This is a genomic window from Bacillus sp. SH5-2, assembly GCF_008368905.1.
Lineage (GTDB): Bacteria > Bacillota > Bacilli > Bacillales > Bacillaceae_G > Bacillus_A > Bacillus_A luti.
This window is the reverse complement of record NZ_QOSD01000020.1, coordinates 562257-578184: the sequence shown is the minus strand read 5'-3', so window position 1 is coordinate 578184 and position 15928 is coordinate 562257. Positions and strand designations below refer to the sequence as shown.

At 37.5% G+C, this 15928-nt stretch carries 15 protein-coding genes; all 15 read right to left on the bottom strand.

The window, feature by feature from the left end; all coding sequences use genetic code 11:
- Positions 1-93 precede the first annotated feature (93 nt).
- The 15 genes from rseP to dprA all read right to left on the bottom strand — a co-directional run bounded on the left by rseP (position 94) and on the right by dprA (position 15861).
- Positions 94-1350: an RIP metalloprotease RseP gene (gene rseP, locus DN410_RS18250; protein ID WP_149177520.1), complete on the bottom strand. Its 1257-nt coding sequence runs from the start codon at positions 1348-1350 to the stop codon at positions 94-96.
- A 16-nt stretch (positions 1351-1366) separates the two neighbouring features.
- A complete protein-coding gene (gene dxr / locus DN410_RS18245) occupies positions 1367-2509 on the bottom strand; it encodes a 1-deoxy-D-xylulose-5-phosphate reductoisomerase (RefSeq protein WP_149177519.1) in 1143 nt (380 codons plus the stop codon).
- A 23-nt stretch (positions 2510-2532) separates the two neighbouring features.
- Complete coding sequence (cdsA, locus tag DN410_RS18240) at positions 2533-3324, bottom strand: phosphatidate cytidylyltransferase (protein WP_149177518.1); 792 nt, start codon at positions 3322-3324, stop codon at positions 2533-2535.
- A 17-nt stretch (positions 3325-3341) separates the two neighbouring features.
- Positions 3342-4118 carry an isoprenyl transferase gene (uppS, locus tag DN410_RS18235; RefSeq protein ID WP_149177517.1) on the bottom strand — a complete coding sequence of 259 codons (777 nt, stop codon included), beginning with the start codon at positions 4116-4118 and terminating at the stop codon, positions 3342-3344.
- A gap of 85 nt (positions 4119-4203) precedes the next feature.
- Positions 4204-4761: a ribosome recycling factor gene (frr, locus tag DN410_RS18230; protein WP_000531501.1), complete on the bottom strand. Its 558-nt coding sequence runs from the start codon at positions 4759-4761 to the stop codon at positions 4204-4206.
- A gap of 2 nt (positions 4762-4763) precedes the next feature.
- The gene (gene pyrH, locus DN410_RS18225; RefSeq protein WP_000042663.1) at positions 4764-5486 is read right to left on the bottom strand and encodes a UMP kinase; all 723 of its coding nucleotides are present in this window, start codon (positions 5484-5486) and stop codon (positions 4764-4766) included.
- A gap of 66 nt (positions 5487-5552) precedes the next feature.
- Positions 5553-6440: a translation elongation factor Ts gene (gene tsf / locus DN410_RS18220; RefSeq protein WP_060631984.1), complete on the bottom strand. Its 888-nt coding sequence runs from the start codon at positions 6438-6440 to the stop codon at positions 5553-5555.
- Between the two features lie 103 nt (positions 6441-6543).
- Positions 6544-7245 (bottom strand): 30S ribosomal protein S2, encoded by a 702-nt coding sequence (rpsB, locus tag DN410_RS18215; RefSeq protein ID WP_000111485.1) that lies wholly within the window; start codon positions 7243-7245, stop codon positions 6544-6546.
- 349 nt (positions 7246-7594) lie between these two features.
- Complete coding sequence (codY, locus tag DN410_RS18210) at positions 7595-8374, bottom strand: GTP-sensing pleiotropic transcriptional regulator CodY (RefSeq protein ID WP_000421290.1); 780 nt, start codon at positions 8372-8374, stop codon at positions 7595-7597.
- A 77-nt stretch (positions 8375-8451) separates the two neighbouring features.
- Complete coding sequence (gene hslU / locus DN410_RS18205; RefSeq protein ID WP_149177516.1) at positions 8452-9843, bottom strand: ATP-dependent protease ATPase subunit HslU; 1392 nt, start codon at positions 9841-9843, stop codon at positions 8452-8454.
- Between the two features lie 22 nt (positions 9844-9865).
- Positions 9866-10408: an ATP-dependent protease proteolytic subunit HslV gene (gene hslV, locus DN410_RS18200; RefSeq protein ID WP_149177515.1), complete on the bottom strand. Its 543-nt coding sequence runs from the start codon at positions 10406-10408 to the stop codon at positions 9866-9868.
- A gap of 42 nt (positions 10409-10450) precedes the next feature.
- On the bottom strand, positions 10451-11350 hold the full coding sequence (gene xerC / locus DN410_RS18195) for a tyrosine recombinase XerC (protein ID WP_149177514.1): 900 nt from the start codon (positions 11348-11350) through the stop codon (positions 10451-10453).
- Positions 11351-11415: 65 nt separating this feature from the next.
- Positions 11416-12720 (bottom strand): FADH(2)-oxidizing methylenetetrahydrofolate--tRNA-(uracil(54)-C(5))-methyltransferase TrmFO, encoded by a 1305-nt coding sequence (gene trmFO, locus DN410_RS18190; RefSeq protein ID WP_062923086.1) that lies wholly within the window; start codon positions 12718-12720, stop codon positions 11416-11418.
- Positions 12721-12768: 48 nt separating this feature from the next.
- Entirely contained in the window at positions 12769-14847 is a 2079-nt protein-coding gene (gene topA, locus DN410_RS18185; protein ID WP_149177513.1) for a type I DNA topoisomerase, read from the bottom strand.
- A gap of 144 nt (positions 14848-14991) precedes the next feature.
- A complete protein-coding gene (gene dprA, locus DN410_RS18180) occupies positions 14992-15861 on the bottom strand; it encodes a DNA-processing protein DprA (protein ID WP_149177512.1) in 870 nt (289 codons plus the stop codon).
- Positions 15862-15928: the final 67 nt, after the last annotated feature.

Genomic DNA, 15928 nt, shown 5'->3' with positions numbered 1-15928 from the left:
ATTTTACTCTTACACGCAGTAAAACCCCTCACCTCGAGTTAGGTGAGGGATTTTATTCTACGAGCTCTATTTCATTATAAGTTTCACTTTATTTTACAAGAAAAACTTACGAATGTCATTCCAAGTTACAACTAACATAAGTAACATTAATAATGCAAAACCAATAAAGTGAACCATTCCTTCTTTTTGGCGATCAATTGGTTTCCCACGCAATGCTTCAATTAAGAAGAAGAACAAGCGTCCACCGTCTAAAGCAGGAACTGGTAATAAATTAAATAAACCAAGGTTAATACTTAAAACTGCTGCTAAATTTAATACACGCGTAAATCCATAATCTACAACCTGATCTGTAAGATTATAAATTCCTACTGGACCTGACAACTCATTAATAGAGAATTGACCAGTTACTAATTTCACAAGAGACTCAAAAATTAGTTTCGTCCAATAGTATGTTTGTTCAAAACCTGATTTAATAGAGCCCATTACTGTTTTCTCTACTGGAGTGTAAACACCAATTCTACCAATTTCTTCTTTACCTTCTTTATCAAGCGTTGGCGTTACTTTCACATTAAACTGTTCACTATCACGCTTTACTTGTAACGTAATTTCTTTATTCGGGTTTTCACGTACAATGGTAACAACCTCTTTCCATGTACTTGTGTTTTTCCCATCAATAGCTTGAATTGTATCATTTTCTTTTAATCCAGCTTGCTCTGCTGCACTATTCTCCATCACTTTTCCGACCATTGGTTTGTCAACAGGAACACCTTGTACAAATCCAAGAATCACAAAAATAACAAATGCTAAAATGAAGTTCATTGCCGGACCCGCAAAGATCGTTAAAGCGCGTTGACCCAATTTTTTAGAGCCGAACTGCCTATTGTACGGAGCAATTTGTATTTCTTCCCCAGCAGTAATAATACGAGCCTTTTCATTCACTCGGAATGTTTGCAGCTCTTCCTCGTACTCTTCATAGCCCGAAATAGTTAAATTATGTTCTAATTCAGCTTGTTCGACTTCAATAACGCGAACATTTGGATACTTTTCATATCCATCAAAAACCAATTTCACAACTTCGTCTTTTTCATTTAATACAAGGCCAACCTTTTTCCCAGGCTTTAATTCAACTGTGTCCGCATCCTCGCCAGCCATTCTTACATAGCCACCAAGGGGCAGTAATCGAATCGTATACACTGTTTCATTCTTTTCAAATGAGAATATTTTCGGACCAAAACCAATCGCAAACTCACGGCATAAAATACCTGCTCTTTTTGCGAAATATAGATGCCCTAGCTCATGGAAAAATACGAGTGCACCGAAAATTAATATAAAGGCAATCGCTGTATTCAATTCCATACCACCTTTGCTAAATTTGTTCCATCACAAACCGTCTTGTGGCTGCATCAATTTCCAGAATTTCCTCTAAGCTCGGACGTGCAATGACATTGTGATGGTTCATTGCTTTTTCAATGAGGTCTTCCACTGTTAAGAAACCAATTCTCTTTTGTAAAAAAGCTTCAACAGCTACTTCATTCGCTGCATTCATTACAGCTGGCATACTTCCACCTGTTTTTCCAGCTTCATACGCAAAACGCAAGCAACGGAAACGTTCTTGATTCATTTTCTCAAAATGCAATGTACCCATTTCCCATAAATTTAACTGCTTTGTGTCTGAAAGAGGTAATCGATCAGGATATGTAAGTGCGTATTGAATTGGTACTCGCATATCAGGTGAGCCAAGCTGTGCCATCACACTACAATCTTCAAATTCAACCATAGAATGAATAATACTTTCTTTATGTAAAACAACATCGATTTGCTCATAAGGGATACCAAAAAGCCAATGTGCTTCAATTACTTCTAGCCCCTTATTCATCATTGTAGCAGAATCAATTGTAATTTTCGAACCCATTGACCAGTTTGGATGTCGAAGCGCATCTTCTACGGTCACATGATGCAATTCATCTCTCGTTTTATCACGGAAACTTCCACCAGAAGCCGTTATAATTAGTCGAGAAATTCTTTTTTCATTTTCACCATTCAAGCATTGAAAAATAGCTGAATGTTCACTGTCTACTGGAAGTAACGAAACATTATGTTTTCGCGCTGCTTCCATTACAAGATGCCCTGCAGTTACTAACGTTTCTTTATTTGCAATTCCAATTGTTTTTTTCGCCTCAATTGCACGAAGTGTTGGTAACAACCCTACGCTACCTACAACAGCATTTACTACAATCTCCGCATCTGGATGTAATGCTACTTCTAAAAGTCCTTCACTACCATATACAATTTTTGTATTACCAGAGACAGCTTGTAATTTTAAAACATCTTCCTCTCTTTGCACAGAGACAATTTGCGGAGAAAATTCTTGAATGACCTTTACTGCGTAGTCAATATTTTTCCCTACAGAAAAAGCAACGAGACGGAATTGGTCTGGGTGCGAGCGTAATACATCTAAAGTTTGTGTGCCAATTGATCCGCTTGCACCTAATAAACTAATGTTTTTCATGACTCCAACCCCTCGTTCATTTATTAATTGTATTGTAATAAGAAGTAGAGAATTGGTAAAACGAATAACCAACTATCTGTTCGATCTAATATACCACCATGTCCAGGTAAAATTGTACCTGAATCTTTTACGCCATAATGACGTTTAAATGCAGATTGTACTAAATCACCAATTTGTCCAAAAATAGAAATGATAATTGTCAGCACAATTAAAATTACTACATTCGCTTCCACTGGGAAGAACATGTTATAAACAAGCGCCACAATAATTCCACAAACGATGCCGCCTAATGAACCTTCAATCGTTTTATTTGGACTAATTTCTGGCCATAATTTTCTCTTTCCTAATGCTTTTCCTACGAAATATGCACCTGAATCAGTAGCCCATATAACAAATAATGCGCAAAACACATATTTAATTCCTAAAATTCTCGTTTCATTCAAATATAAGAATCCCATTGCAACATATGTTGTTGCCATTAGTAAAAATGAAGCATTGTCAAAAGTAAATGTATTCTTAGAAAGGACTGTATATGATAAAAGTAATAAAACAATCACAAATGTGATTTCTAATTTACCTAATCCAATCCAAGTAAACAGTTCTGATGCACTACTTGGAATTAAAATAATCCATAATAATATTGCAGCTAAAACTGTTGGTACTGAAATAAGCGTAAGCTTATTCATACGAATTAATTCATATAAACCTATAGAAGCAAGTGCATACACTAAAACCGTAAAAGGCACGCCACCGTAAATTACGATGGGAATGAATAGCGCGGCAGCAACCACTCCAGTAATAATTCTCTGTTTCACTACCAAACCCTCTCTTTCTACACGCCTCCGAATCTGCGCCCTCTATGCTGAAAGTCTGTAATCGCATTTAGCAAATGCTCTTCTGTAAAGTCTGGCCAATACACATCTGTAAACCAAAACTCCGAATATGCAATTTGCCATAACATGAAATTACTAATACGTAACTCTCCGCTCGTACGGATTAACAACTCTGGATCAGGTAAAGAACTTGTCATTAAGTAGGAAGAAAGCATTTCTTCACTTACATCTTCAACACGAACCTTTCCTTCCTCACGATCTTTCATCATATGTTGCACAGCAGAAACGATTTCATCTCGACTTCCATAGTTTAACGCGAAATTAAGAATTAATCCCGTATTCTCTTTCGTATCTTCCATGGCTTTTTCCATCGCTCTGCGTGTATGCGTAGGAAGACGATCTTGTTGCCCTATTACTCGGACTTGTACGTTCTCTTCAATCAATTCTGGTAAAAATGTACCTAAAAATTCTTCCGGAAGCTTCATTAAATAATCAACTTCTTTTTTCGGTCTTTTCCAGTTCTCAGTTGAAAAAGCATAGAGAGTTAATACTTTCACATTAAGTTTACTTGCAAATTTTGTAATTTTCTTTACAACTTGCATACCTTCATGATGTCCCGCAATACGAGGCATTGCTCTCCTCTTTGCCCATCTTCCATTACCATCCATAATGATAGCAATATGTTCTGGGATGTATCCTTTTTTCACTTCTTCAACGAGATGATCAAACGATGTGTCCTTTTTACCTTTAAAAAAAGGAAAGTTTTTAAACATCATTCATACCCTCCAGCAAGCAGACGTATGCCTAAAAGTGTAAAAAGACCCCCTTAAGAAGAGGGTCATATTTGCGAAGGTATCGCTATTACACTTCCATGATTTCTTTTTCTTTGTTTTTTGCGATTTCGTCAACTTTTGCAATATATTTATCTGTTTCTTTTTGGATATCTTCAGTATATCCTCTTAAATCATCTTCTGTAATCTCGCCAGCTTTTTCAAGCTTCTTAAGATCATCATTTCCGTCACGACGTACGTTACGAACCGCAACTTTTGCTTCTTCAGCATATTTTTTTACAACTTTTACAAGATCGCGACGACGCTCTTCTGTTAATGCAGGGAATGCAATACGGATTACAGTTCCATCATTAGAAGGGTTTAAGCCTAAATCTGCTTTTAAAATTGCTTTTTCAATATCACCGATAGAAGTTTTATCATAAGGTTGAATTACAAGTAAACGTGCTTCTGGAACTGTAATATTCGCTAATTGCACAACTGGTGTTGGTGCACCATAGTAATCAACTTGTACCTTATCTAATACAGACGCGTTTGCACGGCCAGCGCGAACTGTTGCTAATTCACGAGAATAAGCAGCAACTGCTTTTTCCATTTTTTCATTCGAAGACTTCAATACTTGTTGTCCCATGTTTATTTCCCCCTTACAACTGTTCCAATATTTTCACCTAAAACGGCGCGCTTAATATTACCTTTTTCCATAACTGAGAATACAATTAATGGAATGTCGTTATCCATACATAAAGAAGAAGCTGTAGAATCCATTACACCTAAACCTTCTTTTAATACATCTAAGTAAGTAAGTGTTTCGTACTTCGTAGCTGTCGGGTCAATAGATGGATCTGCATTATATACGCCATCCACATTATTTTTCGCCATTAAAATAACATCAGCTTCGATTTCAGCTGCGCGTAATGCTGCCGTTGTATCTGTAGAGAAGTAAGGATTACCTGTACCTGCTGCAAAGATAACAACACGTTTCTTCTCTAAGTGACGAACTGCTTTACGACGAATGTAAGGTTCTGCCACTTGACGCATTTCAATTGAAGTTTGTACGCGAGTTTGGATTCCGATATTCTCCAAGCTATCTTGAAGTGCTAACGAATTCATAACTGTAGCTAACATGCCCATGTAATCTGCTCCTGCACGATCCATGCCCATTTCACTTCCAATTTTCCCACGCCAAATGTTCCCGCCGCCAACAACAACAGCAACCTCTACATCAAGTTCTGCAATTTCTTTCACTTGTTCCGCAACTGATTTAATAACAGCCGGGTTAATTCCAAATCCTTGTTCGCCAGCTAAAGCTTCTCCGCTTAGCTTTAAAACGACACGATTATATTTCGGTTTACTCATAATGAACCTCCAATTGCTTACATCTTTATTTTAAAAAAGGGAACACAAAGTGTTCCCTAATCTGTATTAGTTGCTACCTTTTACTTGGTTCATTACTTCTTCAGCAAAGTTGTCTTCGCGTTTTTCGATACCTTCGCCAACTGCGTAGCGAACGAATCCTTTTAATGTTCCGCCTTTAGACTCAACGAACTGACGAACTTTCATATCAGGGTTTTTAACGAATGCTTGGTCAAGTAAGCAAATCTCTTCGAAGAATTTGCCTAGACGGCCTTCAACCATTTTTGCAACGATTTTTTCAGGCTTGCCTTCGTTTAATGCTTGTTGTGTTAATACTTGACGCTCATGCTCAACTTCTTCAGCTGTTACAGCATCGCGGTCGATGTATTTAGGGTTAACTGCAGCGATGTGCATTGCAACATCTTTAGCAGCTGCTTCATCAGTAGAACCTTCAAGAACTGTTAATACACCAATGCGTCCACCCATGTGTAGGTAAGCACCGAATGCATCTGCATCAGTTTTTGATACGATTTCGAAACGACGAAGTGTAAGTTTTTCACCAATTTTAGCGATTGCTTCGTTGATGTGCTCTTCAACTTTTTTACCGTTTTCCATTGTTTGAGCCATAGCTTCTTCAACGTTAGCTGGTTTGTTAGTTAATAGGTGAGCAGCTAATTCTTTAATTAATGTTTGGAAACCTTCGTTTTTCGCAACGAAATCAGTTTCTGAGTTTAATTCTAAGATTAAACCATCGTTACCGTTTGTTTCGATGAAAGTTAAACCTTCAGCAGCAATGCGGTCTGCTTTTTTAGCAGCTTTCGCAATACCTTTTTCACGTAAGAAGTCAATTGCCTTCTCCATGTCGCCATTAGTTTCTGTTAAAGCTTTTTTGCAGTCCATCATACCTGCGCCAGTTTTTTCACGTAATTCTTTTACCATTTGTGCAGTGATTGCCATACTTTTCATCCTCCTAAAATATGTATTTATACCTTTTATAAAGGTGTTTATACCTTAAAAAAGGTGATAAAAGGCCGAACCCCTTATCACCTTTCCAACTTTGTTACGCAGTAACAGTTTCTTCACCTTGTTTTGCTTCAAGGATCGCGTCTGCCATTTTAGATGTAAGAAGTTTTACAGCACGAATTGCATCATCGTTTGCTGGGATAACGTGATCGATTTCGTCTGGATCACAGTTTGTATCAACGATACCGATGATTGGAATGTGTAATTTGCGTGCTTCAGCAACTGCAATACGCTCTTTACGAGGGTCTACTACGAATAATGCACTTGGAAGACCTTTCATATCTTTAATACCGCCTAAGAATTTCTCAAGACGCTCTAACTCTTTTTTAAGTTGAACAACTTCTTTCTTAGGTAGTACTTCGAAAGTACCATCTTCTTGCATTCTTTCGATGTCTTTAAGACGCTTGATACGCTTTTGGATTGTTTGGAAGTTTGTTAAAGTTCCACCTAACCAACGTTGGTTAACGAAGTACATACCAGCACGAGTTGCTTCTTCTTTAATAGCTTCTTGTGCTTGTTTTTTAGTACCTACGAATAAGATGTCTCCACCTTCAGCAGCGATGTCACGCATCGTTCTGTAAGCTTCCTCAACTTTTTTCACAGTTTTTTGTAAGTCGATGATGTAGATACCGTTACGCTCTGTGAAAATGTAACGCTTCATTTTTGGGTTCCAACGACGAGTTTGATGTCCGAAATGAACACCAGCTTCAAGCAATTGCTTCATAGAAATTACTGACATAATATAGTTCCTCCTAAATGGTTTTTGATATCCTCCGTTTACTTCATCTCTAAGCGAAACTACAAACGTAGCACCAACACTTAAATCAGTAAACGTGTGTACTTTGTACTGACACCACTGCTTACTATATCATACTGAAATATTACAATCAAGTCGAAAATGCGAACAATGTAAAACTTTCTTTATTTACACTCGAATTCTAGTATTACCAACCTGCATTTCTTTTAAGCAAAAAAATGAAATTCAATTCATAGCTTTTACAAAGAACACGATTATGACACTTTTTACAAACACCATCAATCTTTTATACACAAAAACTCTCCTCAAAAAATGAGGAGAGTTTTATAAATTAGTTTGTTTTTAATTTAGCAAGTTCCTGTAGAAACTTGTCGTTTAGCACTTTAATGTATGTTCCTTTCATACCTAAAGAGCGAGACTCAATAACACCAGCACTTTCTAATTTACGTAGTGCATTTACGATTACAGAACGAGTAATTCCTACGCGATCAGCAATTTTACTTGCAACAAGTAAACCTTCTGTTCCATTTAATTCTTCGAAGATGTGCTCGATTGCTTCTAACTCACTGTAAGATAATGAGCTAATCGCCATTTGAACAACAGCTTTACTACGTGCTTCCTCTTCGATTTCTTCTGCTTTTTCACGTAAGATTTCCATACCTACTACAGTTGAACTGTATTCAGCAAGGATTAAATCATCGTCTAAGAACTCTTGACCAAGACGAGCTAACACTAATGTGCCTAGACGCTCACCGCCACCAACGATCGGTACGATTGTAGTTAAACCTTGACCGAATAATTCTCTATTTTCTACTGGGAATGCTGTGTAAGCACTGTTTACATCTAAGTTTGAAGATGTTTCTGTAATGTTGAATAAGCTTTGTGTATATTCTTCTGGGAATTGACGCTCTGCAAGCATTTGTTTCATACGCTCATTCTCGATTTGTTGGTGAATCGCATAACCTAGTAATTTACCACGACGACTTACTACGAATACGTTCGCTTCGATTACTTCACACATTGTGTCAGACATTTCTCTAAAGTTTACAGGCTTCCCTGCTGCGCTCTGTAATAACGCATTTAATTTTCTCGTTTTTGCTAATAATTCCATTTCAAAAGTTCCTCCTACATATTACTCACATATTTTTTCATCACTTGGAAACTAGGGCGAGTCACCTGATGACACTATTACAAAATAAACTGGCTCACATCTTTATTTTTAGCAATTGTTGCTAATTTCTCCTCAACGTATTGAGGTGTTATCGTTATTTTCTCTAACGTAATTTCAGATGCTTCAAACGATAAATCTTCAAGGAGCTTCTCCATAATCGTATGAAGTCTTCTTGCTCCAATATTATCTGTATCCTGATTAACTTGATAAGCAATCTCAGCAATCTTACGAATAGCATCGTCTGAAAATTCAATTTCTATACCTTCAGTCGCTAATAATGCCATATATTGTTTAATTAGCGCATTGTCAGGCTCGATTAATATTTTCACAAAATCATCTGTCGATAATTTTGTTAATTCTACTCGAATCGGAAATCTCCCTTGCAATTCCGGAATTAAATCCGACGGTTTAGACATATGAAACGCTCCAGCTGCAACGAATAAAATATAATCCGTTTTTACTGATCCGTATTTTGTCGCAACATTCGATCCTTCTACAATTGGTAAAATGTCACGTTGCACGCCTTCACGTGATACATCTACGCTATTCGACTGCTTACCAGCAATTTTGTCAATTTCATCGATAAAAATAATCCCGAGCTGTTCAGCACGATAAACAGCCTCTTGTGTAACTTCATCCATATCAATTAAGCGCTGTGCCTCTTCATTTGTCAAGAGTTTTCTCGCTTCTTTTACAGAAAGTTTACGTTTTTTCGTTTTTTTCGGCATAAAACTTCCTAATGCATCTTGGAAATTCATTCCCATTTGTTCCATACCAGTTCCTTGTAACATATCGAACATAGAAGACTGTTGTTCAGTCACTTCAATCGATACGATTTCATCTTCCAGAAGTCCTGCAGCAAGCTTTCTTTCCACATCTTGACGTTTCTTTTCGATTTCAACATCTTCTTGCACATCAGATGTTTGATTCGAATTTTGAGCCCCACCAAAAAGCATTTCTAATGGGTTTTTAAATCCAGATTGCTTCTCCGGACTTGGCACTAAAATTTCAACAAGACGTTGGTTCGCTTGCTCTTCTGCTTTGTCTTGTACTTTAATTACCATTTCTTCTTTCACGATGCGAACTGACGTTTCCACAAGGTCACGTACCATCGACTCTACATCTCTACCTACATATCCAACTTCTGTAAATTTCGTAGCTTCAACCTTAATAAAAGGTGCTCCAACGAGTTTCGCCATTCGTCGTGCTACCTCTGTTTTACCAACACCTGTCGGTCCAATCATTAAAATATTTTTAGGCGCAATTTCATCACGTAAATCTTCAGCTAATTTACTTCGGCGGTATCGATTTCTCAAAGCTACAGCAACCGCTTTCTTCGCATCTTTTTGACCGATAATGTATTGATCTAATTTTTCCACAATTTGACGTGGAGTAAAATGTAAATGCATATAAAATGCCTCCCTTACGATTCTACAATTCTTCCACAATTATGTTGTGGTTTGTATAAACACAAATATCGCCAGCAATCTCTAAACTCGCTTTCGCAATTTGTTTCGCTGTTAAGTGTTCACTTGCAAATTGCTTTAAAGCACGACCTGCTGAAAGCGCATAATTCCCACCAGATCCAATTGCTAAAATACCATCATCCGGTTCAATCACTTCTCCTGTACCTGAAACAAGGAGCATCGTTGTTTTATCCATAACAATGAGCATCGCTTCTAGCTGACGTAACATTTTATCGCCACGCCATTGTTTTGCCATTTCAACAGCGGCACGCTGTAAGTTGCCATTATACTCTTCTAATTTCCCTTCAAACATTTCAAAAAGGGTGAATGCGTCAGCAACTGAACCTGCAAAACCAGCTAAAACTTTACCTTGAAAAAGCTTGCGAACTTTACGAGCTGTATGTTTCATTACAACAGCATTTCCCATTGTTACCTGGCCATCTCCAGCCATTGCACATTCTCCATTATGATGAACTGCAAATATCGTTGTAGCGTGGAAATTTCCCATAGAAAAAACCCCTTTATATGTTTTTATAGCTTTAAAAGCAATTTATGCCCGCGGGTGATGCTTCATGTAAACAGAACGTAATCTTTCTTTAGAAACATGCGTGTAAATTTGTGTCGTCGACAAATTTTCATGACCTAATAACTCCTGTACAGTACGTAAATCCGCCCCTTCATCTAACATATGTGTAGCAAATGTATGCCTTAACATATGGGGACTTATCCGCATTGTCAATGAAGCCTTCTTAATGAGTTCGTTTAACACATAACGTACACCACGGCTTGTTAGCGGCGTACCCTTCGCATTTAAAAATACCATATGAGAGTGTTCTTCAGTCTTGTTCGCTAACTGTTTTCTCCCGTTCTCTATATAAGTAATTAAAGCATCCTGTGCATAGCTTCCGAACGGAATATACCTTTGTTTTTTTCCTTTTCCCATCACTAAAATTGTTCCCACTGCGAAGTCAATATCGGTAAGTTGTAAATTGACACATTCACTCACACGAATCCCAGTCCCATACATCAACTCTAATAACGCTTGATTCCTTTGACCTAGCGGCGTCTCTGTATCAGAAACTTCGAATAATTCCTCTAATTCTTCAGCATATAAAAACTTTGGGATTGACAATTCTTTTTTGGGGAGTGACGCAAGTGCAAACGGGTTATCTGTCCGATAACCTTCACGCATCAAAAAACGATATAAACTTCGTAAGCTTGATACTTTTCTTGCGACAGATTTACGGGCTAACTTTTCATCGTGCAACGTCGTTAAGTACAAACGAACATCCGCGTATGTAACATCTAAAAAAGAGGATATACCTTCTCGCTCCATAAATTGCACAAAATGTTCTAAATCATTTTGATAACTTGCAATTGTATATTTTGAATAATTTCTTTCAATTTGTAAATATCCAATGAATAATTGTAACAATTTCTCCACATTCACATAACTCACCTCAATAAAGGCTACTAAATCGTATCACAACTTAGTAGCCTTTGCAAGATATTTAACTAAATATTTACAAAATTTTGAATCGTTTCTAAAGCGCGTGTAGCGTACGCTTCATTTCGTTCTGCTTTCTTTTTAATTTTCTTCTCTAACGGTGCGAATAAACCGAAGTTCGCATTCATTGGCTGGAAGTTTTTCGCATTTGTCGCTGTAATATAGTTCGCCATACTTCCCATTGCAGTTACAGGTGGTAATACAACTGGCTCTTCACCTTTTACAAGTCGAGCAGCGTTAATACCCGCTAATAACCCTGACGCCGCCGATTCAACATATCCCTCTACACCCGTCATTTGACCTGCGAAGAATAAATCATCACGCTGTTTATATTGATATGTTGGACGAAGCAAGTTAGGTGAATTAATAAACGTATTACGATGCATTACACCATAACGTACAATCTCTGCGTTTTCTAGCCCTGGAATTAGCTGTAATACTTCTTTTTGTGGTCCCCATTTTAAATGCGTTTGGAAACCTACAATATTGTATAACGTCCCTGCTGCATCATCTTGACGTAACTGAACAACAGCATATGGCGTTTTCCCTGTTTTCGGATCTTCTAACCCAACAGGCTTCATCGGTCCAAATACTAGCGTCTGTCTTCCTCTACTTGCCATAACCTCTACCGGCATACAACCTTCAAAGAAAATTTCTTTTTCAAATTCTTTTAAAGGCACTGTCTCAGCAGCAATTAAAGCTTCATAAAAACGGTCAAATTCTTCTTCTGTCATTGGACAGTTTAAATATGCTGCTTCACCTTTATCATAACGTGATTTTAAATATACTTTATTCATATCAATGCTGTCTTTTTCAACGATTGGCGCTGCAGCATCATAGAAGTAAAAATAATCTTCACCTGTTAGTTCTTTTAATTGTGCAGAAAGGTCAGGAGAAGTAAGTGGACCTGTTGCAATAATAGTTGGTCCTTCTGGAATTTCAGTGATCTCTTCATTCATAACAGTTACGTTTGGATGATTTTTCACATACTCAGTTACTTTCGCCGCAAATTCATGACGGTCTACAGCTAAAGCACCTCCAGCTGGTACAGAACATTCATCCGCTGCACGAATAATTACTGAATCCATTAAACGCATTTCTTCTTTAATAACTCCAACTGCATTTGTTAATGTGTTTGCACGAAGTGAGTTACTGCATACTAATTCAGCGAATTTATCTGTATGGTGAGCCGGCGTTTGCCTTACTGGTCTCATTTCGTATAATCTAACTTGAACGCCGCGTTTTGCAATTTGGTAAGCTGCTTCACTTCCTGCAAGACCTGCGCCAATGACGTTTACTACTTGTGTTGTCATATATATCACCTTTCCTTTTCTTCCCGAAAAAAATGTGAGCAGTTACGCTCACATTTGTTGTTCTTCTTCATAATCGCACGAAATACATTGTACTTGCACGCCTTTTTTCAACTTTTTCTCTACAAGCATACCTTCGCACTTCGGACACTTACGGCCAATCGGCTTATCCCAAGATACAAAGTCGCATTCTGGATACGTACCGCATCCATAGAAAAGACGTTTCTTTTTATTACTACGGCGTTCAATAATTTGACCTTTATCACACTTCGGACAAGTAACACCGATTTCTTTCACAATCGGTTTTGTATTACGACAATCTGGGAAATTCGAGCAAGCCATAAATTTCCCGTATTTACCCATTTTAAAGACCATTGGGTGATCACACAATTCACAGTCTTCCCCAGCTGGTTCATCTTTAATTTCCACTTCACGCATTTCTTTTTCCGCTTTTTCTAGACGCGGTTCAAAGCCTACGTAGAAATCATCAACAATTTTTACCCAATTCGCATTTCCTTCTTCTACTTCATCAAGGCTTTGCTCCATATTGGCAGTAAATTCAATGTTAATAATTTCTGGGAAAAACTCTAAAATGAGTTCAATTACTATTTCACCAAGTTCAGTTGGAACGAAGCGTTTATTATCCAAGCCTACATATCCACGTTTTTGAATCGTTTCAAGTGTTGGCACGTACGTAGATGGTCTTCCAATTCCAAGTTCTTCAAGTGTTCTTACTAAACGGGCCTCTGTATAACGCGGCGGAGGTTGTGTAAAATGCTGCTTCGGTTCTAAATCCTTAGAAAATACAGTTTCCCCTACTTCTAAAGGCGGCAACATTTTATCCTTTTCTTCAGCCCCATCATCTTTCGACTCTACATACACTTTCATAAATCCTGGGAACTTTACAACCGATCCACTAGCACGGAACTGAACATTGTTATTAATGAGTCTCGCTGTCACAGTATCCATTATAGCAGACGCCATTTGACTTGCAACAAATCGCTCCCAAATCAATTTATACAACCGAAGTTGGTCACGGCTTAAGAAACTTTTTAGTTCCTCTGGCTTTCTCATTACCGAAGTAGGACGAATCGCCTCATGCGCATCTTGCGCATTTGATTTTTTCGTTTCCTTCTTCTTTTCTGTTCCTATGTATTCCGTACCAAACGCCTCAGTGATGTAAGTACGAGCCTCTGTTTGAGCTGTTTCTGAGATACGTGTTGAGTCAGTTCTCATATACGTAATAAGACCTACAGTCCCTTGCTTTCCAAGATCTATCCCTTCATACAATTGCTGTGCAAGCATCATTGTTTTCTTTGCTCGCATATTTAACTTACGTGCAGCTTCTTGTTGCAAGGAAGATGTTGTAAATGGTAATGCAGGATTACGTTTGCGCTCTTTTCTCGTTACATTTTCAACTGAAAACGCATTATCTTTCATCTGTTCAATTATTTCATTCACTTGCGTTTCATTCGTTAATTGAACTTTCTCACCATCTACACCGTAAAAACTTGCTTCAAATGTGTCTTTCCCTTTCACAAATTCTGTCTTAATTGTCCAGAATTCTTCAGGTTCAAAGCTTTCAATTTCTCTTTCACGTTCGATAATTAAACGAACTGCTACAGATTGTACGCGTCCTGCACTTAATCCTTTTTTTACTTTCTTCCATAATAAAGGACTAATATTGTAACCAACAAGGCGATCAAGTATACGTCTTGCTTGTTGTGCATCTACTAAATCCATATTAATCGCACGCGGATGTTTAAATGATTCTTTGATTGCATCTTTTGTAATCTCATTAAACACAACTCGGCAATCTGATTCAACGTCCACATTTAGCGTATTTGCTAAATGCCAAGCAATTGCTTCCCCTTCGCGGTCTGGATCGGCCGCGAGATAGACTTTCTTTGCTTTTTTTGCCGCTGATTTTAAATCTTTTAAGACGGGACCTTTACCACGAATGGTAATATACTTCGGGGTGAAGTTATTTTTCACTTCTATCCCCATTTGACTTTTTGGCAAATCGCGAACGTGTCCCATAGACGCGACAACTTTGTATTTTTTTCCTAAATATTTCTCAATGGTCTTCGCCTTAGAAGGCGACTCCACGATTACGAGGTAATCTGACATGCTAGTGCCTCCTTAAGAGGTGGATTCAAGTCTTCATTAATCTTATTGATTTCTCTTGTTTTTGTCAATCAAGAATGAATATACCATACAGTGCCAATCTACCATTTGTCAATAATTGTTTAATAAAAACATAAAAATATAAGGTTAATTTAAAATCTCTTCTAAGATATCTTCTGCATTTCTTACTAGTTTTGCACCTTGTTGAATAAGATGATTTGTTCCCGATGCACCCTCTATAAATATAGGTCCAGGAAGCGCAAATACCTCTCTATTTTGCTCTAACGCAAGGTCCGCAGTAATAAGTGTTCCACTTCTCGATTTCGCTTCTACAACTAAAACCCCTTTACTTATACCACTAATAATCCGGTTCCTTTTTGGAAAATACCATTTTTTCGGTGCATAGTGCGGCGGATACTCTGTTAATAACAATATATATTCCTTCCACGCTTCATATAAATGTCTATTTTCTTTCGGATACATATAAGATAATCCGTGTCCCAATACCGCAATAGTCGGGCAATGCTGCTTTACTGTAATTTCATGAGAGATTGTATCTATCCCCCTTGCAAACCCGCTAACGATAAGCCACTCTCTTTCTAATAATGGATGTACAATAAACTTTAAACTCTCATGACCATATAAAGTCGGCTCTCTCGTTCCAACAATCGCTAGTTTATTTGTTTTTTTGAGGAAATTCTTTTCTCCTTTTCCATATAAAACAAAGGGAGGATCTTGTATTTCACGTAATAATTGTGGATAATCTTCATCCCATATAGTCAAATAAAAGAACCGATTTTTTTCTAAATAAGATATATATTGCGGTAGATTTGACGTTTGAAGAAAACTTACTAGTTCTGAAGATTTTTTCGAGGATATTCCTGTGTAATGTTCCATTTGTTTTGAATTAAAGGTGTATATTTTTTTCAATTCTGGATCGACATATAGTAACCTTTCTATCGCCTTCCAATGGTCTGCTAGCATGTAATGAAGATGCAATAATCGTTCTCGTTTCATCTCACTTCTCCTTACCCATAATTTTTATTATGTAAACAGAAGAACTATAAAAAGACACCTCTAATAA

What these genes read in the sequence shown, in the direction of transcription:
- dxr (WP_149177519.1), bottom strand. Translation starts at nt 2,509, where the DNA reads ATGAAAAACATTAGTTTATTAGGTGCAAGCGGATCAATTGGCACACAA.
- uppS (WP_149177517.1), bottom strand. Translation starts at nt 4,118, where the DNA reads ATGATGTTTAAAAACTTTCCTTTTTTTAAAGGTAAAAAGGACACATCG.
- frr (WP_000531501.1), bottom strand. Translation starts at nt 4,761, where the DNA reads ATGGGACAACAAGTATTGAAGTCTTCGAATGAAAAAATGGAAAAAGCA.
- pyrH (WP_000042663.1), bottom strand. Translation starts at nt 5,486, where the DNA reads ATGAGTAAACCGAAATATAATCGTGTCGTTTTAAAGCTAAGCGGAGAA.
- tsf (WP_060631984.1), bottom strand. Translation starts at nt 6,440, where the DNA reads ATGGCAATCACTGCACAAATGGTAAAAGAATTACGTGAAAAAACTGGC.
- rpsB (WP_000111485.1), bottom strand. Translation starts at nt 7,245, where the DNA reads ATGTCAGTAATTTCTATGAAGCAATTGCTTGAAGCTGGTGTTCATTTC.
- codY (WP_000421290.1), bottom strand. Translation starts at nt 8,374, where the DNA reads ATGGAATTATTAGCAAAAACGAGAAAATTAAATGCGTTATTACAGAGC.
- hslU (WP_149177516.1), bottom strand. Translation starts at nt 9,843, where the DNA reads ATGCATTTACATTTTACTCCACGTCAAATTGTGGAAAAATTAGATCAA.
- hslV (WP_149177515.1), bottom strand. Translation starts at nt 10,408, where the DNA reads ATGGGAAATTTCCACGCTACAACGATATTTGCAGTTCATCATAATGGA.
- trmFO (WP_062923086.1), bottom strand. Translation starts at nt 12,720, where the DNA reads ATGACAACACAAGTAGTAAACGTCATTGGCGCAGGTCTTGCAGGAAGT.
- topA (WP_149177513.1), bottom strand. Translation starts at nt 14,847, where the DNA reads ATGTCAGATTACCTCGTAATCGTGGAGTCGCCTTCTAAGGCGAAGACC.
- dprA (WP_149177512.1), bottom strand. Translation starts at nt 15,861, where the DNA reads ATGAAACGAGAACGATTATTGCATCTTCATTACATGCTAGCAGACCAT.